This is a genomic window from Halorubrum ezzemoulense DSM 17463 (genome assembly GCF_002114285.1).
GTDB classification, from domain to species: domain Archaea; phylum Halobacteriota; class Halobacteria; order Halobacteriales; family Haloferacaceae; genus Halorubrum; species Halorubrum ezzemoulense.
The window spans coordinates 1-18,801 of record NZ_NEDJ01000022.1; the positions used below are offsets into that span (position 1 = coordinate 1).

Genomic DNA, 18,801 nt, shown 5'->3' on the forward strand with positions numbered 1-18,801 from the left:
TCAGACAGCCGAGCGGCTGGGTGTTCGAGGTTGCTCAGCGTGGCGGCGTCAATTGCGTATAACTGGAGCCCGGATGAGGATGATTTTACGTATAAATAAACGCTCGCCGTGTCGACGCTCACACCGGCGACCGTAGCGTCACAGCATCACCACTCGTCGAACGAATCAGCGTATGAATGGCGGACAGGCGGGGTAGCCCGGCGTTCCGTCACGGGGTATCCCGATTGCCTCCTCCACCCCGCGACCCGACGAGCGACTGGCGTCCGGCGGTGGGCTGCTCGCTTCCGCGCCTGACCCAATATCGCCGACGAACCGCGACGGACCGCTCCTGCGAGCGGGCGCCACGGACCGCTGTCCCCGGCGGACGAGGCTTCCACGTTGGCTCTCGGGGCCCGTGCCGGTCTGACCGGACGTGCCCGCTGTTCGGTCCCCGCTGAAGACTGCCTCACGGGTAACGAGCGGGGCCTAACCGCCCGACCTAGTCCGTTCGACGATATTCGGGTGCGGCATAAGGGCCTTTCGTTCGCCGGCCGACGGCGACGCGGGCGGCGAGCGCGCGTCGGAAAAGAGGCGTCCCGCGCGTTCCGGCGTCTCGGCTACGATAACACCGCTCGGGCGTACACCGCCGCGGAGAGCGGCAGCGGGACGGAGAGCGCGACGACGGCGGGCGCGTGCCACACCAGCCAGAGGTGGTCGCGGAACACGGCGGTCGGTTGGACCGCGAGCGCCCACGTCGCCGCGCTCGCGGTCGTCGCGAGCCCGAGGACGATTGCCACGCCCGCGAGCGTCCCCGGGTCGACGTTCCCCTGCTCGACCGAGGCGATAACGACCGCGGCGAGCAGCGCGAACAGCGCGATCCCGCTCCAGCCGACGGCCCCGGAGGCGTAGTAGGACGCGAGCTGCGACGCGTACTCCGGCCCCGTGATGATCGCGTACGGCGCGACGAGCGCGACGACGGTGACGACCGCGGCGGCGATCCCGGCCCGACGCGAGACGGCGCGGAGGTTCATACCCGACCTCGGAACGGAACCGCGGTAAAAGGACCGGATCGGAGCGGACGCGGGGGGCGGCCGCCTCGCCGCGCTCCGTTCCCGTAGCGTTTTGACCCGTCGGCACCCACTACGGACCATGTCACTCGACGTCGACCTGCCGGAGCCTCCCGAACTCGCCGCCGTCGACCCGAACGAGTACGAGGACGCCGAGGTGGCTGGCGGCGAGTACCGCCGCGACGACCTCGAAGCGCTCCTCCGCGAGGGCGCGTGGGAGGAGGCGTTCGACCAGTGGGCCGCGGGCAGCGACATGGACGCGGCGGACTGGCAGATCGCGCTCGACCTCGAGTTAGTCTCCCGGTTCGACTTCTTCTGGGACGACTTCGCCGACCGGGTCGGCTACCACGCGCCGGGGCTGCCAGAGGACTGGAAGGAGCGCGACCTCCACCCAGACCTCGACTCGTGGGGGACCGTCTCCGCGATCAACGCGGGGCTCACGGAGCTCGGGCAGATCGTCTGCGAGACGCTCAAGGAGGAGTACATCGACTGGGAGGCCGACTTCGAGGCGCCGGACGACCTGCCGGACTTCGACGAGTAGCGGCCGCTTGTGGCCGGGAGGCGACTGCTCAGTGGCCCCAGCGGTTCCCGTCCGGGTCGTAGCGCGCGTCCATGATCCGGTCCCACTGCTCGTCGGAGAGGTGGAGGTCGGCCGCCGCGACGTTCTCGTCGAGCTGGTCGACCGTCCGCGCGCCGACGATTGGGACGCAGGTGAACTCGTCCCAGCCGGAGAGCCACGCAAGCGCGACCTGCGCGGGCGTCGAGTCGCACTCGTCGGCCACATCGCGGACCGCGTCGAGCACCTTCCAGCCGCGCTCGGAGAGATAGAAGCGCTTGAACCGGTCGTCGAAGCTCGCCCGGGAGCCGTCGGGCGCGATCACCTGCTCGGGGTCGTCCGGGTCGGCGCGCTCGTACTTCCCGGTGAGGAACCCGCCCGCGAGCGGAGAGTACGGGCAGACCGCGAGGTCTTGGTCGATACAGACGTCGAGGTACTCCTTCACGTCCTCGTAGTAGCCCGCGTGGTGGAGTGGCTGGACCACGTCGAAGCCCGCGTACCCGTTGACGTCGGCGGTCCACTGCGCCTTCGTCAGTTGCCACGCCGCCATCGTCGACGCGCCGAGGTGGTGGACCTTTCCCTCGGCGACCAGCTCGTCGAGCGCGCGCATCGTCTCCTCGATGGGGGTGTCCTCGTCCCAGCGGTGGATGTAGTAGATATCGAGGTAGTCCGTGCCGAGCCGGTCGAGGGTCCCCTCGATCTGCGCGCGGATGTGTTTCCGGCCGAGCCCGGAGTCGTTGGGTCCGGGCTCGCCGCGCCCGTCGAATGGGAAGTACACCTTCGAGGCGATCACGTAGTCCTCGCGGTCCCGCTCCGCGAGCCACTCGCCGATGTACGTCTCGCTTTTCCCATTCGGCGTCCCGTAGACGTTGGCCGTGTCGATGAAGTTGATCCCGCGGTCCGCGGCCGCGTCGAGGAGCTCGTGTGACTCCTCGCGACCCGTCTCCACGACGCCGTTCGTCTCGCGCCCGAACCGCCACGTGCCGAAGCAGAGCTCCGAGACGCTGAGCCCGGTGTTCCCGAGCCGTCGGTAGTCCATACCCGGTCCTCGCGGGGGAGGTGTGTAAAGCGTGGCGGCGCCGGCCGGCGACGCCGCGAAGATCGGCCGAGGCGCCGACGCGAGCGCGGACGGCCCGGCCTGCGGCCGCGCCTACCCGAAGTTCTCGACCTTCGCGGCGTCCGCGTCGCCGCCCGCCGCCTCGATGGCGGCCTCCGCGTCGGCGACGAGGTCGGCGAACCCGTAGACGAACACGGTCCCGCCGTCGGCGCCGGCGAGGACGTCGGCGACGGCGTCGGTCAGGGGGGCATCGCCGTCGAGCAGCCTGACCGCGGCGCCGCGCTCGCGGAGGGCGTCGATCCGGTCGGCGTGGGCCACGTCGTCGTCGCGGTAGACGACGGCGGCCTCGGCGTCCTCGTCGAGCGCGCGCTCAGCGATGGCGACCGCGGGGCCGACCCCGGGGCCGCCCGCGATCACGACCGCGCGTGGCTCGCCGTCGTAGTGCTGGTCGCCGAAGGGGCCGGAGAGCGTCATCTCGGTGCCCGCCTCGGCGCCGGAGAGGAACGCCGAGAACTCGCCGCCCTCGTCGGGGTCGATACCGACCGTGACCTCGAACGTCTCGCCGACGCGGGGCGACGAGAGGGTGTAGAACCGTGCGACCGACTCGCCGTCGATCTCGGTGCCGAGCTTCACGAACTGTCCGGGTTCGGCCGCGAACCCCTCGGGGGCGCGGAAGCGGAGGGCGTACGTGTCGGAGCCGACCGGCTCCACCGACTCGACCATCGCTGTCGTGTCCATACGTCGGATCGGCGGGGCAGACACAAACGCCTTCCCGTCGCCGTCGGTCCTGCCCATGTCGAAACCGGTTCGGACGGGAGGCCCAGATCCCCGCTGCGGTGACCGGCCCGCAGGGCCGACCGCCTCGGCGTGGGGACGACCCGACACATGGACGCCAGATGCGGGGATACCCGACGCCTTGGCCTACCTCGTCGTGAACAAGTCCGCCGCGATAGGGGCCGACGCAGTTCGTCAAACGTCGAAAACGGGTCCGACGCGAAGGGTCGATCGTGATGATTTTGGTGAACGAACGTCCAATTATATGCGTTATTACAAGGCACATAGGACTCAAAGCTGACAATATTCGCGATATCGAAGACGTACGTCCAGATACACCTCGGTGGCTCCTTCCAGAAGCCTTTTGATGAGTCCGCCGGAACCTTGCCCATAGCACATGGCTGCGGATTTCAACTGGGCTGTCGGCGGAGAGGCCGGCGACGGCATCGACTCGACGGGGAAGATCTTCGCACAGGCGCTTTCCCGCGCGGGTCGACACGTGTTCACGTCGAAGGACTTCGCATCTCGGATACGAGGCGGCTACACCGCCTACAAGGTGCGGACCTCCGTCGACAAGGTACAGAGCGTCGTTGACCGACTCGACGTGCTCATCGCGTTGACCCCCCGGACGATCGAGGAGAACCTCGACGAGCTCCACGAGGGGTCGGTGATCATCTACGACGGCGAACGGACGACGATGCAGGACGTCGAGATCCCCGAGGAGATGATCGGCCTCGACGTGCCGCTGAAGAGCCTGGCCGAGGAGGCCGGCGGCGCGATTATGCGGAACGTCGTCGCGCTCGGCGCGGCCTGCGAGGTGGCCGAATTCCCCATCGAGAACCTCGACTCGGCGCTGGAGAAGCGGTTCAAGGACAAGGGCCAGAAGCTCGTCGACAATAACAAGGAGGCGGCCCGCGCGGGCCAGTCGTACGTCGCCGACGAGTACGACCACGAGTTCGACTACTCGCTGGAGACCACCGACGAGGACTACGTCCTCCTCAACGGCGACGAAGCGATCGGCATGGGCGCCATCGCGGCCGGCTGCCGCTTCTACGCTGGCTACCCGATCACGCCCGCGACCGACGTGATGACGTACCTCACTGGCCGCATCGAGCGGTACGGCGGCCACGTCGTCCAGGCAGAAGACGAACTCTCCGCGATCAACATGGCGCTGGGCGCGGCCCGCGGCGGCGCCCGCGCGATGACCGCGACCTCCGGGCCGGGGATCGACCTGATGACCGAGACGTTCGGGCTCATCGCCACCTCGGAGACGCCGCTCGTCATCTGTAACGTGATGCGCTCGGGCCCCTCGACGGGGATGCCGACGAAACAGGAGCAGGGCGACCTGAACCAGATGTTGTACGGCGGCCACGGCGAGGTGCCGCGGTTCGTCCTCGCGCCGACCACCATCTCGGAGTGCTTCTGGAAGACCGTCGAGGCGTTCAACCTCGCCGAGAAGTACCAGCTCCCTGTCTACCTCACCGCCGACCTCTCGATGGCGGTCACCGAGCAGACGTTCTCCCCGGAGACGTTCGACATGGACGAGGTGGAGATCGACCGCGGCAAGGTCGTCGACGAGACGGCGATCGACGACCACATGAGCGAGTCGGGCGGCTTCCAGCCCCACGAGATCACCGATGACGGGGTCTCGCCGCGGGCGTTCCCCGGTACGGCCGACGGCGCGCACATGTCCACCGGCCTCGAACACGACGAGCAGGGCCGCCGGACAGAGGACACGGAGATGCGCGTCGAGCAGGTCGACAAGCGCAACCGCAAGGTCGAGACCGCCCGTGAGCGCGAGGACTGGAGCCCGCGCGAGTTCGGTGACGAGGACGCGGACACCCTCGTCATCACGTGGGGGTCGAACGAGGGCGCGCTCGCCGAGGCAGTGGAGTTCCTCGACGAGGACGGACTGGACGTGCGGGTCCTCTCGGTCCCGTACATCTTCCCGCGGCCGGACCTCGCGGAAGACGTGGCGGCCGCCGAGACGACGGTCGTCGTCGAGTGTAACGAGCAGGGCCAGTTCGCGGACCTCGTCGAACACGACGTGCTCGAACGCGTCGACCGCGTGAACAAGTACAACGGCGTGCGGTTCAAGGCCGACGAACTCGCAGCGGAGATCAAGTCGACCCTCGAAGCGGGGGTGGAGGCGTAACCAATGAGCTCAGACATTCGATTCACCGATTTCAAGTCCGACAAGCAGCCGACGTGGTGCCCGGGGTGCGGCGACTTCGGGACGATGAACGGGATGATGAAGGCCCTCGCGGAGACGGGCAACGACCCCGACAACACCTTCGTCGTCGCCGGCATCGGCTGTTCCGGCAAGATCGGCACGTACATGCACAGCTACGCGCTCCACGGGGTTCACGGGCGCGCGCTCCCCGTCGGCACCGGCGTCAAGATGGCGCGGCCCGACATCGAGGTGATGGTGGCCGGCGGCGACGGCGACGGCTACTCCATCGGCGCGGGCCACTTCGTCCACGCCGTCCGGCGCAACGTCGACATGACGTACGTCGTGATGGACAACCGCATCTACGGGCTGACGAAGGGCCAAGCGTCGCCGACCTCCCGCGAGGACTTCGAGACGTCGACGAGCCCCGACGGGCCCAAACAGCCGCCGGTGAACCCCCACGCGCTGGCGCTCGCCTCCGGCGCGACGTTCATCGCGCAGTCGTTCTCCTCGGACGCGCTCCGCCACCAAGAGATCATCCAGGAGGCCATCGAGCACGACGGGTTCGGCTTCGTCAACGTCTACTCCCCCTGCGTCACCTTCAACGACGTCGACACGTACGACTACTTCCGCGACTCGCTGGTCGACCTGAAGGAGGCGGACCACGACCCGACCGACCGCGAGGCGGCGAAGGACGTGATCCTCGACAACGAGAAGGAACACCAGGGCGTCATCTACAAGGACGAGTCGTCGGTGCCGTACCACGAGCAGCACGGCGTCGACGAGGACATGTCGGTGCTTCCGGACGGCGCCCCCGAGGGCGCGACCGACCTCGTCCGCGAGTTCTACTGAACCGCGCCGCGGTCCCGGCGGGCGGACCCGATCCGACGCCCGTTTCGGGGGCCGGGTCTGCGTCCGACCGCCGGATGAGACCCCGGTAATTCCGACCTCTCTCGACGGCCAAAACCGGGCGAACGAGGGGGTTCGCGCGTATTTTCCGGTGGGTTTCAGCAAGCCTAATTAGGTGGGTCCGTAACCGTCGTGTATGGTTGACCGCTACGACGTCGCCATCGCCGGCGCCGGTCCGGCGGGCGCGCAGTGCGCCCGTGACCTGGCGACGCGCGACTACGACGTCGTCGTCTTAGAGACGGAGTCGGAAGACGAGTTCCCGCGACAGAGCAACAAGTCGACGGCGGGCACGTTCCCGTCGATGATGTCCTCTTTCGGAATCCCCGACGACGTCGTGATGTCGTACACCGACGACGTCGTGCTGGAGTCGCCCAACGAGTACTATGAGAGCTACCAGCCGGGCGCGGTGTTGGAGTTCGCGGAGTTCAAGCAGTTCCTCGTCGCCGACGGTCGCGACAACGGCGCGGAGTACCGCTTCGACGCGCGGGTCTCGCGGCCGATCCTCGACGACGACGGCGTCATCGAGGGGGTGCGGTACAACGGCGACGAAGCGGTGTACGCCGACATCGTGATCGACGCTACCGGTCCGGCCGCACCGATCGCCAGCGCGCTCGACGTGGTCGACCTCGAACGCGAGAACCAAGCCATCGGTATCGAGTACGAGATGGAGGGCGTCGAGATGAACCACCCGGACTACGCGGACCTCCGGCGGGCGATGATGCTCCGCTTGGACCACAACATCGCGCCCGGCGGCTACTCGTGGATCTTCGCGACCGGCGAGGACACCGCGAAGGTCGGCATCTGTTACATCCAGAACGACCGCCACCGCGAGTTCGCCGAGGCGGGGAAGACCGTCGACGGGTACCTCGACGACTGGATCGACCGCGACCCGCGGTTCGCCGAGGCGGAACAGATCGACGAGACGGTCCACCGCGGCTCCGCGCACATTCAGCGCCCGGAGCAGATGTACACCGACCGGTTCCTCGCCGTCGGCGACACAGTGCCGAGCATCGACCCGCTGTGGGGAGAAGGGATCCACAAGGGCATGAAGTCGGCCCGCGCCGCCGCGGCGACCGTCGACCGCTGTCTCACCGACTCGGAGCGGCGCATCGACGCGGAGAGCCTCGCGGTGTACGAGACGCTCTGGCACCGGGACGTGGCGCCGCGCGCGGAGTCGCGACTGACGCTCACGGAGTTGCTGTACCTCGCACCCAACGAGCGGTACGACCGGTTGATGCGCGATCTCCAAGAGACCGACGACGACATCTTGGCGAAGGCGAACCGCGGCGAGAAGGCGGGGATGGCGCGGCTGCTTCACCTCGACGACGTCCCGCTGCTCGCGAAGTACGCCCGCGAGCGGTTCGGAATCTGAGGAGCCGGGCCGATCGGTCGCGGACGCACATATTCTGCGAGCGGGTGACGCGCCGCGACGTTTGAAGAGCCGTTCGAAGAAGGCGGGTGGCCGGCGGGCGCGACCGTTACCGTTCGTCGAGGGGAACGAACTCGCTGTCTTCCGGACCGGTGTACCGGGCGCGCGGACGGATGAGGCGGTTGTCCTCTTGATACTCGGCGACGTGCGCGATCCAGCCGCCGACGCGGCTCATCGCGAAGATGGGCGTGTACATGTCGACGGGGATGCCGAGCGAGTCGTAGACGGAGCCGGAGTAGAAGTCGACGTTCGGGGCGATCCCCTCCTCGACGAGCCCCTGTTCGGTGAGGTACTCCTCGATGGCGGTGGTGTAGTCCAGCCACTTGGTGTCGCCCGACGATTCGGCGAGGTCGCGGAGCTTCTCCTCGAGGATGTTCGCGCGGGGGTCTTTCACCTTGTAGACGCGGTGCCCGAAGCCGGGGACGCGCCGTCCGTCGTCTCGGGCGTCTTTTACCCACTGGACGGGGTCTTTCGAGGAGGCATCCACCTCGTGGAGCACCTCCATCACGTCTTGGTTCGCGCCGCCGTGGAGCGGGCCGGAGAGCGCGCCGATACCCCCGGTGACGCCGGAGTAAACGTCCGCCATCGTCGACCCGATCACCATCGCGGTGAACGTGGAGGCGTTGAGCCCGTGGTCGGCGTGGAGCGTGAGCGCCATGTCGAACGTCTCCTCGCTCACGTCGTCCGGCTCGGTCCCGGTCAGCATGTAGAGGAAGTTCCCGGCGTGCGAGAGGTCCGGGTCGGGGGCGACCGGCTCCTCGCCCTGACGGACGCGCTCGAACGCGGCGAGGACCGTCGGGATCTTCGCCGTGATCCGTCGTCCCTGACGAAGCGTGGCCTCACCGGCGTCGGCCTCGTCGTCCGGGTCGTACGCCGACAGCATCGACGTCGCGGTCCGGAGCGCGGCCATCGGACGCTCGCCGGCGCCCGCGAGCGCGCGGACCGTCTCGATGACGTCGTCGTCAACCTCGCGCTCCGCCGCGAGGTCGGCGGCGAACGCGTCGAGCTCCGCGGCGGTGGGGAGCGAGCCGTGCCACAGGAGGTACAGCACCTCCTCGTAGCTCGCGCCCCGCGCCAGGTCTTCGATGTCGTACCCGCGATACACGAGCTTCCCGACCTCGCCGTCGACGTAGCTCAGATCTGACTCCGCGACGAGGACGCCCTCGAGCCCGCGTTTTAACTCATCAGCCATACCCCGAGTTATCTAGGCCGTCAAAAAAGCGTTATCTTTCAGGAGGGATACGTTACGACAATCGTGGTATGTGGCCGCGTCGAACGACGACGTGACAGCGAGCGAAAACGTCTGGCGTGGATGCGATCGCCAGCCAGCGGGGCGATCGGACGGCCGTCGGGCGGCTACGTCCGACCCGAACGGCCGGTTGCGGGATTCACCGCGCCGGGACGACCGTCACGGTCCGGTTCCGGTCGATCGCGTCCTCCAGTTCCTCGGCGATGGCCGAGCCGCGCGAGACCTGAACCTCACCGCCGCGCCCGACCGTGGCGGTGAAGAGGTACTCGCCGTCCGCGCGCACTTCGACCGTCTCGCCGACCTCGTCGTCGACGTCGATGACGACGTGACGCGAGGTGATCTCCGGCGCAACCACCGTCCCGCGCTCGGCGCCGACCTGCCCGTCGCCGTGCCCGTTCTCGGGGCCGCCGGCGGGACCGGCGCCGGACCCGCCGGGCTTCTCGTCGTGCGTGCGGACGTCGATGTCGATCCCGAGGCGGTTCTCGATGTCGGCGATGCGGCCGCCGCCCTTCCCGATCACCGTGCCGATGTCGCCCTCGGTGACGTAGACGACCGCCTCGTCGTCGCCGTTCAGCTCCACCTCGACGTGGCCGTGCGCGACCGAGCGGATCTCGCGTTCGATCTCCTTTTTCGCGATGCGGCCGACGCCCGTCTCGCTCCCCGCCTCGCCGCCGTCCTCGTCAAGCGGGACGGTGACGACCTGCCGGTTGAACGTGTATATCTCGTACTCCGGCCGACCGGTCTCGAAGTTCGACACCTGAATGACCGGACGGGCAAGGTCCTCGGCGGTGAGCCCCGCCGGCACCTTCACTTCCGTCGTCACGTCGTAGACCGTGTGGACCTCGCCGGCCTCGATGTAGACGACGGTGTCGACGATCTGCGGGATCATCCCGAGTTCGACGCGGCCGACGAGCCGCTGGAGCGCGTCGATGGCGCGGGAGGCGTGGACGACGCCGACCATGCCGACGCCAGCCATACGCATGTCGGAGAACACCTCGAAGTCGTTCGTCTTCCGGACCTCGTCGTAGATGGTGTAGTCCGGCCGGACGAGGAGGAGAGAGTCGGCGGTGTTCTCCATCTCGCCACCGAGCGCGCCGTACTGCGTGATCTCGGGACCGACTTGGAGGTCCCGGGGCTTCTCCATCGTCTTCACCGCGTAGTCGCTGTCGTTTAGGAACTCCGCGACCGCCTGCGCGAACGTCGACTTCCCGGCGCCGGGCGAGCCCGAGATGAGGACGCCGCGTTTCCGCTCCGCGAACCGGTCGCGGAGCTCGTCGGCGAACTCGTAGTCGTCGAGGTCCGTCTTCGCGATGGGGCGGACGGCGGTGATCTCGACGCCGTCGGCGAACGGCGGGCGCGCCACCGCGATCCGGTAGTTGCGGAACTGGACGATGTCCATCCCGTCGTCAGAGAGCTCGATGAACCCCTCGCTCGACTGGCGGGCCAGGTCGACGATCGAGTTCGCCCACTCCCGCAGCTGCGCCTCGTCGGTGGGGTCGTCCGCGATCTCGACGTAGCGCATCTCGCCGAGCGCCCCGCGTTTCGCCTTCGGGACGGTCCCCGTCTTGAGGTGGACTGACATCGTCTCGTCGGTGAAAAAGTCCTGTATCGGCAGCTCGTCGACGACGCCGCGGGCGACGGGCTCGACGTACTCGACATCGAGCCCCTTCGCGCGGGCCACCTCGGCCTGAACCACGTCGCTGGAGAGGAGCGTCGCGTCGTGGTCGGCGGCGAGGTCGCGGATCAGCGCGTCCACGTCGCCCTCGTGTGCGTTCGAGCGGGCGTCGCCGCTCGCGCGCTCGCCGACGTACCGCAGCTCGATCGTCCCGTCGTCGGCGTAGTCCGCGAGCCGCTTGAGTTCGCTGAGCCCGTCCCAGCCGGATTCGAGCCCGTCGTTCGCCTGCGACTCCAACTCGCCGACGACCGCCTCCGGGACGAACACGGTGACCGACTCGTAGGTCCCGTCCGCGACGCGTTCGGACACGCGGCCGTCGACGACCGCGCTCGTGTCCGGTACTACGTTCATACCCGAGTTCGGGACGGGAACCGTATAAGGGTGTTCGACCGGGGGCCGCGGGCGGACGGCGTGGAATCGCGCCGGTCAGTCGTCGCATCGGTCGTGCCGGTCGAGCGGCGCGGCGGTCGCGCCTCCGTCGAACCGGTCGACCCGCTCAGTCGTCCGCGGCCGCCCGCTCCGCCCGCTCGGCCGCCAACCGCTCGGCGTAACCGGTGAAGTTCTCGAACAGTTGCTTCGCCTCGCAGGCGGCGTCGTAGGCGTCGGGCGTGATCGACTCGAGGACGCCGTCCACGCGGGCGTCACCGATCTGATCCCGCTTGCCGTCGGTCACGTCGCGGGCCGTGTCGATGTCGTACTCCGGGTGGAACTGGACCCCCCAGCAGTGGCCGTCGCGGAACGCGTGGACGCCGCGGTCGTTCTCCGCGAGCAGCGTCGCTGACGGCGGGAGTTCGACGACTGCGTCGCCGTGGGTGGTGAAGGCGGTGAACGTCTCGTCGATCCCCTCGAACAGCGGGTCGTCGCGAGGTCGGCGGATCTCGTTGTAGCCGATCTCGAACCCGTCCATGCCCGCGACGCGGCCGCCGAGCGCCTCCGCGAGCACCTGGTGACCGTAACAGACGCCGAGGACGGGGACGCCGGCGTCGGCGGCCTCGGCGACGTAGTCGACGAGCGGCGGGATCCACGCCTCGTCCCAGTAGACCGACGAGCGCGACCCGGTCACCACGACGCCGTCGAACTCGGTGTGATCGGGGAGGTCTCCCGCGACGGCGTCGAACTCGACGAGGTCGGCGTCGAGCTCTCTGCGGAAGTTCCGCCGGGTGTTCGCACCGTCGTGGGCGGCGTTCAGCAGGGCGAACCGGAGGCGAGTCATCAGGTGAAGGGTTCGGCGAGAGTCACAAAACGGTTGCGACGCCGGACGCCCCGGCCGACGACGCGGACGCGGGCGTCGCGCGGCCCCGAACGCCGCGCCTACTCGAACCGGCCGGCGGCGTGTTCGGCGAGCCAGCCGACGAGGAGGTCGTTGACCGCGGCCGACGCCTCGACTCCGACGAGGTGGCGCGCCCCGTCGATCCCGTGGAACTCCCCGCGGGGGAGCCCCTCCGCGAGCGTCTCCCCGGCCGTGGCCGGACAGACCGTGTCGTCGGTGCCGTGGACGACGAGCGCGGGCGTGGTGATCTCGTGGAGGCGACCGGTGAGGTCGAACCCCTCGATCGCGGCGCGGTGCGCCTCGTACGTCTCGCGGTCGGCGTCCTCCGCGAGGCGCCACTCCGCGATCCGCGAGAGCGCGTCGGGGTGGGCCTCACGGAAGTCGAGCGAGAGGAGGCCGTTCAGCGACCCCTCGACCGCGGCCGGATCGGCCGGGGGGGCCCAGACGCCGTCGGGGTTGTAGGCGTCCCCCGCGGGCGGCGTCCCGACGAGCGCGACGCTCGCCGGCCGCGAGGAACTCGCCGCGGCCGTCAGCGCGACCATCCCGCCGAGCCCGTAGCCGACGAGGTGAGCGTTTCGGATCCCCTCGGCGGCACACACCGCGTCCACGTCGGCCGCGAGCTCCCCGACCGCGTACGGGCCGGGCGGGGCGTCGGACCGCCCGACACCGCGCGTCTCCGGGGTGATCACGGTGTGTGGACCGGCGAGCGCCGCGTGCTGCCAGCCGAACTGCCAGGCGCCGAGCCCGACGTCGCCGCAGAACACCACCGCCTCGTCGCCGTCGCCGGTGTCGGGGGCGTCCACCTCGTACCGGATCTCGGTCCCGGCGTTGGTCGCGTGCGGCATAGTGGCGAACTGGGCGCGTTCAGGCCTCCTGAAGGCTGCGGAGCACGTCCGGCGCCGCGTCGAGGGCGTCGTCTAAGGCGTCCGCGTCCGGGCCGCCGCCCTGCGCGAAGTCCGGCGGCCCGCCGCCGCCGCCGCCGACGCGCCCGGCGAGCTCCGAGACGACCTGCCCCGCGTTCACGTCGACGCAATCGGGGACGCCGACGACGAAGCTCGCGGAGCCGTCCGCGCCGCTGCCGATCACCGCGACTTTCCCGTCGTCGACGTGGGCGTTCGCGGTCGCGCGCAGTTCGTCGGCGTCGCCGTCGAGCCGCTGGATCACCGCTGTCGTCCCGGCGACCTCGACCGCCTCGGCGTCGGCGCCGCCGGCGGCCCGCGCGGCCGCGAGCTCCTCTTTGAGCGACTCGATCTCCTTGCCGCGGGCCTTCCACTCCTCGAAGAAGCGCTCGGCGGTGTCCGGCACGTCGAGCGGGTCCACGTCCAGGACCTCGGCCGCGTCGTACAGCGCGTCCTCGGTGCGCTGGGTCGCCTCCACCGCCGCGGCCCCGGCCGCGAAGACGATGCGCTCGACGCCGTCCTGTACCGGCTCCGTCTTCAGCACTTTCACGGCGCCGATCTCGCCGGTGCGGGCGACGTGCGTGCCGGCGCAGGCCTGGACGTCGGCGTCGCCGACGTGGATCAGCCGGACGTTCGTTCCCGGCGGGACGCCGCCCTGGTACAGGTCGAAGCCGTGCTCGGCCTCCGCCTCGTTGCGGTCGGGCCACTCCTGGCGGACGGGGACGTCGTCGCGGACCAACTCGTTCGCGACGCGCTCGATCGCCTTCACGTCCCCGCGGTCGATGCGCTCGAAGTGGCGCACGTCGAGCCGCGCCGAGTCGGTTCCCTTCTGGGCGCCAGCCTGCCGGACGTGGTCGCCGAGCACCTCGCGGGCGGCGTGACCGATCAGGTGCGTCGCGGTGTGGTGCGCGCGCAGTCGGTCGCGGCGGTCGCCGTCCACCTGCCCCGTGACGAACTCGCCTTTCCCGGGGTCCGCGTCCGTGCGGTGGAGCACGACCCCGTCGACCTCCTGAACGTCGTCGACGTCGACGGTGGTCTCTCCGACCGTGAGGTGGCCGCGGTCGGCCGGCTGACCGCCGCCCTCGGGGTAGAACATCGTCTGGTCCAGCACCACGTCGTACCCGCCCTCGGCCTCCAGCACGTCGAGGACGACCGCCTCGAACTCCGTGCGTCCCTGGTCGTCGTAGAACAGCTTCTCCGTCTCGGGGAGGTCGGCGAGCCGCTCGTCGCGCTCGTCGCTCTCTCCCGCGGCGTCGCCCTCCTCGTGTCGGTCGGCGACGAGCGCGTAGAAGTCGTCGGGCACGTCGACGGTCGCGCCGCGCTCGTCGGCGATGTCGGCGACCATGTCGGGCTGGATCCCGTGGGAGTCGTACAGCTCCAGTAGCTCCCCCGTCGGGATCGGCTCACCGGTGCCGGCGTACTCGTCGGCGAGCTGTTCGACCTTGCGGGCGCCGCGCTCCAGCGTCCGCTCGTACTTCCGCTCCTCGCTGCGGACGATCTCGCGGATCGTGTCGCGGTTCTCGTAGCCGAGCCGCTCGGCCTGCATGTCGACCAGCTCGTCGAGCGGCGCGTCGACGCCGACCTCGTCGACGAGGCGCTTCATCCGGCGGAGCACCATCCGGGCAAGGTAGCCCGTGCCGACGTTCGACGGGACGATCTCGTCGCCGAACATGTACGCGAGCGTCCGCGAGTGGTCGGCGATCGCGTAGATCGCTTCGAGCGGTTCCACCAGCTCGCGCAGTCGGTCGACGTCCACGTCGAGCCGGTCTGCGATCTCGCCGCGGGCGGCCTCCACGTCGTCGACGTCGTCGATGTCGAGCCGGCCGGAGAGCTTGGCGGCGCGGTGGACGATCTCGCGTTCGGCCTCGGTGTGCTCGACACCGGCGTTGTCTTTCAGGAAGTCGATCGCGTCGGGGTAGACGGCCTCGTACACGGTCGCGGTCCCCTGGCTCATCCACGTCCACCGCTCTAACCCGTACCCGGTGTCGACGATGTACGTGTCCATGAACGAGTACGAGTTCCCGTCTTTCATCTCGTAGTCGCCGTCGGGGTCCCGCTCCATACACATGAAGACGAGCGTCGCCAGCTCGGCGCCCTTGTAGATGACCTCGATGGCGGGGCCGGCGTTACCGCCGCCGACCCACGGGTCCTCGATGTAAGTGATCTCTTCGAGGTCGGCGCCGAGACTCTCGAACAGCTCGTCGCAGTACCGGACCGTCTCGTCTTTCCAGTACACCTCGCCGTGGTAGGCGTACTCGTCCTCGTCGACCTCCTCGCGCGTGTTGAACGCGTGGTGGGCCATCATCTCGAACGCCATCGTGTGCCGGCCTGTCTTGCCGACGTTGTCGATGTCCTGCATCCGGATACAGGGCTGCGAGATGGTCAGCGGGTTCGCCGGCGGGGGCGTCTGTCCCGAGGTGACGAGCGGCTGGAAGTCGTAGATCGACGCCTGCGTCAGGAGCACGTCGTCGCGCCAGCGGTTCGCGGCGACCGGGTACGGGTCGATCCGCTCGTGGCCGTTGTCTTCGAAGAAGGAGAGGAACGCCTCGCGCATCTCCGACAGCGAGTGCGCCTCCGGGAAGCCCGGGTCGTCGATGAAGCTGTAGTCCTCGCAGGGCGGCTCGCCGCACAGGTCGCGGTCGCCGTCGCGGGTCCAGAAGTGCGCGCCACAGGAGGGACACTCCTTGCGCTCGAACCCCTCCTCCTCGAAGTAGTCGAGACGGTACTCCGCTTCGAGATCGCTCATTACACGAACGTGGCCCGTGTTGCTCCAAAAGGGTTCCGGGGTCGCTCGTCGCCGGCGAGGAGGGCGGAGCGCGGGACGGCCCGAACCGCCCGACTGCGGAGATCGGTACGAAGTTTTATGCTCTCGGCGTGTACTAATTCGTACAATTGTGACTCCTGCGTTGGGTGAGCGCGCGTCCGTTCTCGTGCTCGCAGACGACCCCCGACTCACCGACGAGGTCGAGTCGGGGGCCGACCCAGAGAACCGCGGCGACGACGGACCGGTCGCGGTCGAGACCCACGCGACAGCTCCCGCCGACGTCGACGAGGAGCGCCTCGCGGACGTCGACGTGGCGGCCGTCACCGACGAGGCGGGGCTCGACCGGGTCCGCTCGGCCGAGGCCGTCGAGTACGTGATCGCGTACGTCGACGATCCGACGGGCCGGACCGCGACGGATCCGCTCGTCGACGCGGTCGCCGGAACGCCCGAGGCGCTCTCGGAGACGGTCTCGTGGCTGCTCGCCCGGGATCAACGGTCGACCGTCCGGGCGAAGCCGACCCGGACCCCGTCGCGAATCGAACAGCTCAACGCCGGGATGGCGGAGCTCGCCGCCGTCAGGTCGGTCGACGAGGCGTATCGTGCGGCCATCGCCGTCACCGAGCAGGTGTTTCCGGAGTATCACGCCGTCGTCGCCGTTCGGGACGGCGAGTGGGTCGAGCCCGTGGTCGCCTCCAGCGGGACGCCCGTCGAGGACTGTAACCGGGTCCGCGTCGGCGCCGGCGTGGCCGGCAGGACCGTCCAGACGGGCGACGCGTCGATCGCCCCGAACCCGAACCCAGAGGGCCAGTTCGGTACGCTGCTCACCGTTCCCGTGGGCGACGACGTCGTTTTCCAGCTCGCCGCCGACGGAGTCGACGACGGCGACGCGTTCGACGACGCCGACCGCCGGCTGGCGGAGCTGCTCGCCTCCCACCTCGAAGAGACGCTCGACCGGATCGGGGTCACGGAGGCGCTCCGGACCGAACGCGACAGGCTGCTCGCGCTGTTCACGAACGTACCGGACCCCGCCGTCGCCTACGACTACGTCGACGGCGAGCCGATCGCCCGACAGGTGAACGACGCGTTCGAGGCGACGTTCGGCTACGAGGCCGAGACCGTGCTCGGCGAGTCCATCGACGAGTACATAGTCCCCCCCGACGCCGAGTCGGAGGCCGACGACCTCAACGAGCGCTTACAGTGCGGCGAGAACGTCCGCCGGGAGGTGACCCGGACCACCGCGGAGGGGCCGCGTCACTTCATCCTCCACGTCATTCCGATCCACCTCGACGCCGCCAACGCGGCCGGGTACGCCATCTACACCGACGTCACCGACCGACGGGAGCGCGAGGAGACTCTCCGGCGGCAGAACGAGCGACTCGACGAGTTCGCGTCCATCGTCTCGCACGACCTCCGGAATCCGCTGTCGGTCGCGGAGGGGTACGTCGACCTCGCCCGCGAGACGGACGACACGGCGCCCCTAGAGAAGGCCGCGGACGCGCTCGGGCGGATGGACGAACTCGTCGCGGACCTCCTGTCGCTGGCCCGGGAGGGACGCTCGGTGGGAGAGACCGAGTCCGTCTCGGTGGTGGACGTCGCGCGCGAGGCGTGGGAGTGCGTCGACATGGCGAACGCGACCCTCGACGTCGAGACGGACGCGACGCTGGACGCGAACCGGACGCGGCTCTGCGAGCTGCTTGAGAACGTCTACCGGAACAGCGCGGACCACGGCCGCGACTCCCCCGACGAGCCGCTCTCGGTCCGCGTCGGAGCGCTGACGCGTCGCGACGACGGGACCGCGACCGACGGCTTCTACGTCGAAGACGACGGGAGCGGGCTCCCGGACGACGCCGACAATGTGTTCGAGAGCGGGTTCACGACCGACGAGTCGGGGACGGGACTGGGACTCGCCATCAGCGAGCGCATCGCCGAGGCCCACGGCTGGAGCGCGCACGCGCTCGCCGCCGAGGGCGGCGGGGCGCGCTTCGAGTTCCGGGTCCCCTGAACGCGCCCGGCGGCGGTCCGAAACGACCTTACGCCGCGCGCGAAGGTATCCGGTATGGTCGAGAACGTCGTCTACCCCGCATACTTCGACGCCGAGCTGTCGCGGTCCGAGGGGCGCCGCGTCCCGACGGATCTGGCGGTCGAAGCGCCGACCGTCGACGAGATAGCGAAAGCCGTCCAGCAGGTGGGCTACGACGCGGTCGTCGAGCGCGACGCGACGTATTCCCGGGAGTTCGAGCCACGGGGCTCCGTCGTCGTCAAAGGCACCGAAGACACCGCGAAAAACGACCTCGTTCAGGCGATCGCCGCGTACCTCGGCGTGCTCCGGGAGTAACCGTGCGGCGCGTCGGCACCGTCGTCCGCACGGCCGGCGGACTCGCGATCGCCCGCGGCGACGCCGGCAACGATCCGCCCCGGATCGGCGCGAGCATCGTCGACGAGTCGCTCTCGACGGTCGGCCGCGTCGTCGACGTGTTCGGTCCTATCGACCGCCCCTACGTGGCGATCACGCCCGGCGACAGCGTCGGACTCGCCGACCTCCTCGGCGAAAAGTTGTACGCGCGGTAGCTACGCGTCGCCCGGCTCGGGTGTCGTTCGTCCCTCCGCCGCCTCCTCGTCGACCGCCACGTCGAAGTCCGCGAGCGTCTTGTCCGTGCGAGCGAGGCGCTCGGCGACGAGCAGCTTCTCCCGCCGCTCCAGTCGGTCCCAGTCGAACTCCGCCGGCGGCGACGCCTCCAGCGACTCGAACCGCTCGATCACCGCCTCGTTCGCGAACCGCTCGAACGAGCCGCAGTCCGGACAGGTCCGGGACAAGTGCGACGTGTCGAAGGTGCGCGTGACGGTGGCGTCGAGGCAGTTCAGACACCGATAGGTGTGGCTCCGGGACACGAACACAGTAACGGGGCGAACGAATGAGTATCTGTGGTCGGCGGTGCGGGGTTCGGCGACCGAAACCGCCCTCCGGGGCGCGGTGAGTGGTGACGCGGAGAACAGCGGAAACAG

General features: G+C 69.4%; 16 protein-coding genes and 1 other RNA gene. 7 read left to right on the forward strand and 10 right to left on the reverse strand.

What is annotated here, in order from left to right; all coding sequences use genetic code 11:
• Positions 1-177 precede the first annotated feature (177 nt).
• Positions 178-489: signal recognition particle sRNA (gene ffs, locus B9H04_RS07960), an RNA gene on the reverse strand.
• A 107-nt stretch (positions 490-596) separates the two neighbouring features.
• On the reverse strand, positions 597-1,010 hold the full coding sequence (locus B9H04_RS07965) for a DUF7548 family protein (RefSeq protein WP_049931184.1): 414 nt from the start codon (positions 1,008-1,010) through the stop codon (positions 597-599).
• Positions 1,011-1,128: 118 nt separating this feature from the next.
• Here B9H04_RS07965 and B9H04_RS07970 point away from each other — a divergent pair, with 118 nt between their 5' ends.
• Positions 1,129-1,587: a hypothetical protein gene (locus tag B9H04_RS07970; protein WP_049931186.1), complete on the forward strand. Its 459-nt coding sequence runs from the start codon at positions 1,129-1,131 to the stop codon at positions 1,585-1,587.
• A gap of 28 nt (positions 1,588-1,615) precedes the next feature.
• On the opposite strand, the gene B9H04_RS07975 is transcribed toward B9H04_RS07970, so the two are convergent.
• Both B9H04_RS07975 and B9H04_RS07980 read right to left on the reverse strand, forming a co-directional pair.
• Positions 1,616-2,641 carry an aldo/keto reductase gene (locus tag B9H04_RS07975; RefSeq protein WP_049931188.1) on the reverse strand — a complete coding sequence of 342 codons (1,026 nt, stop codon included), beginning with the start codon at positions 2,639-2,641 and terminating at the stop codon, positions 1,616-1,618.
• 111 nt (positions 2,642-2,752) lie between these two features.
• Positions 2,753-3,397, reverse strand: a complete 645-nt coding sequence (locus B9H04_RS07980) for an FAD-dependent oxidoreductase (RefSeq protein ID WP_049931190.1) — start codon at positions 3,395-3,397, stop codon at positions 2,753-2,755.
• 433 nt (positions 3,398-3,830) lie between these two features.
• Between B9H04_RS07980 and B9H04_RS07985 the strand changes: the two genes are divergently transcribed.
• The 3 genes from B9H04_RS07985 (at position 3,831) to B9H04_RS07995 (ending at position 7,884) form a co-directional block, all read left to right on the forward strand.
• Entirely contained in the window at positions 3,831-5,588 is a 1,758-nt protein-coding gene (locus B9H04_RS07985; RefSeq protein WP_049931191.1) for a 2-oxoacid:acceptor oxidoreductase subunit alpha, read from the forward strand.
• A gap of 3 nt (positions 5,589-5,591) precedes the next feature.
• Positions 5,592-6,455 (forward strand): 2-oxoacid:ferredoxin oxidoreductase subunit beta, encoded by an 864-nt coding sequence (locus B9H04_RS07990; protein ID WP_049931193.1) that lies wholly within the window; start codon positions 5,592-5,594, stop codon positions 6,453-6,455.
• A gap of 193 nt (positions 6,456-6,648) precedes the next feature.
• A complete protein-coding gene (locus tag B9H04_RS07995) occupies positions 6,649-7,884 on the forward strand; it encodes a digeranylgeranylglycerophospholipid reductase (RefSeq protein ID WP_049931194.1) in 1,236 nt (411 codons plus the stop codon).
• A gap of 106 nt (positions 7,885-7,990) precedes the next feature.
• On the opposite strand, the gene citZ is transcribed toward B9H04_RS07995, so the two are convergent.
• The 5 genes from citZ to alaS all read right to left on the reverse strand — a co-directional run bounded on the left by citZ (position 7,991) and on the right by alaS (position 15,780).
• Positions 7,991-9,133, reverse strand: a complete 1,143-nt coding sequence (gene citZ / locus B9H04_RS08000; RefSeq protein ID WP_049931196.1) for a citrate synthase — start codon at positions 9,131-9,133, stop codon at positions 7,991-7,993.
• A gap of 196 nt (positions 9,134-9,329) precedes the next feature.
• On the reverse strand, positions 9,330-11,216 hold the full coding sequence (locus B9H04_RS08005; protein WP_049931197.1) for a PINc/VapC family ATPase: 1,887 nt from the start codon (positions 11,214-11,216) through the stop codon (positions 9,330-9,332).
• A 145-nt stretch (positions 11,217-11,361) separates the two neighbouring features.
• Entirely contained in the window at positions 11,362-12,078 is a 717-nt protein-coding gene (locus B9H04_RS08010) for a type 1 glutamine amidotransferase (protein ID WP_049931200.1), read from the reverse strand.
• Positions 12,079-12,176: 98 nt separating this feature from the next.
• Complete coding sequence (locus B9H04_RS08015) at positions 12,177-12,980, reverse strand: alpha/beta fold hydrolase (protein WP_049931202.1); 804 nt, start codon at positions 12,978-12,980, stop codon at positions 12,177-12,179.
• A gap of 19 nt (positions 12,981-12,999) precedes the next feature.
• Positions 13,000-15,780 carry an alanine--tRNA ligase gene (alaS, locus tag B9H04_RS08020; protein WP_049931204.1) on the reverse strand — a complete coding sequence of 927 codons (2,781 nt, stop codon included), beginning with the start codon at positions 15,778-15,780 and terminating at the stop codon, positions 13,000-13,002.
• A gap of 148 nt (positions 15,781-15,928) precedes the next feature.
• On the opposite strand from alaS, the gene B9H04_RS08025 reads away from it, so the two are divergent.
• Genes B9H04_RS08025 through B9H04_RS08035 form a run of 3 tightly spaced genes read left to right on the forward strand, consistent with a single transcriptional unit; the run spans position 15,929 to position 18,366 of the window.
• Positions 15,929-17,800 (forward strand): PAS domain-containing sensor histidine kinase, encoded by a 1,872-nt coding sequence (locus B9H04_RS08025; protein ID WP_049931206.1) that lies wholly within the window; start codon positions 15,929-15,931, stop codon positions 17,798-17,800.
• Between the two features lie 54 nt (positions 17,801-17,854).
• Positions 17,855-18,133 carry a signal recognition particle subunit SRP19 gene (srp19, locus tag B9H04_RS08030; RefSeq protein WP_004596410.1) on the forward strand — a complete coding sequence of 93 codons (279 nt, stop codon included), beginning with the start codon at positions 17,855-17,857 and terminating at the stop codon, positions 18,131-18,133.
• A 2-nt stretch (positions 18,134-18,135) separates the two neighbouring features.
• Positions 18,136-18,366, forward strand: a complete 231-nt coding sequence (locus B9H04_RS08035) for an H/ACA ribonucleoprotein complex subunit GAR1 (RefSeq protein ID WP_049931208.1) — start codon at positions 18,136-18,138, stop codon at positions 18,364-18,366.
• Here B9H04_RS08035 and B9H04_RS08040 read toward each other — a convergent pair whose 3' ends face one another.
• Positions 18,367-18,687 carry a hypothetical protein gene (locus tag B9H04_RS08040; RefSeq protein ID WP_049931211.1) on the reverse strand — a complete coding sequence of 107 codons (321 nt, stop codon included), beginning with the start codon at positions 18,685-18,687 and terminating at the stop codon, positions 18,367-18,369. It abuts the gene before it with no gap.
• Between the last annotated feature and the right edge of the window lie 114 nt (positions 18,688-18,801).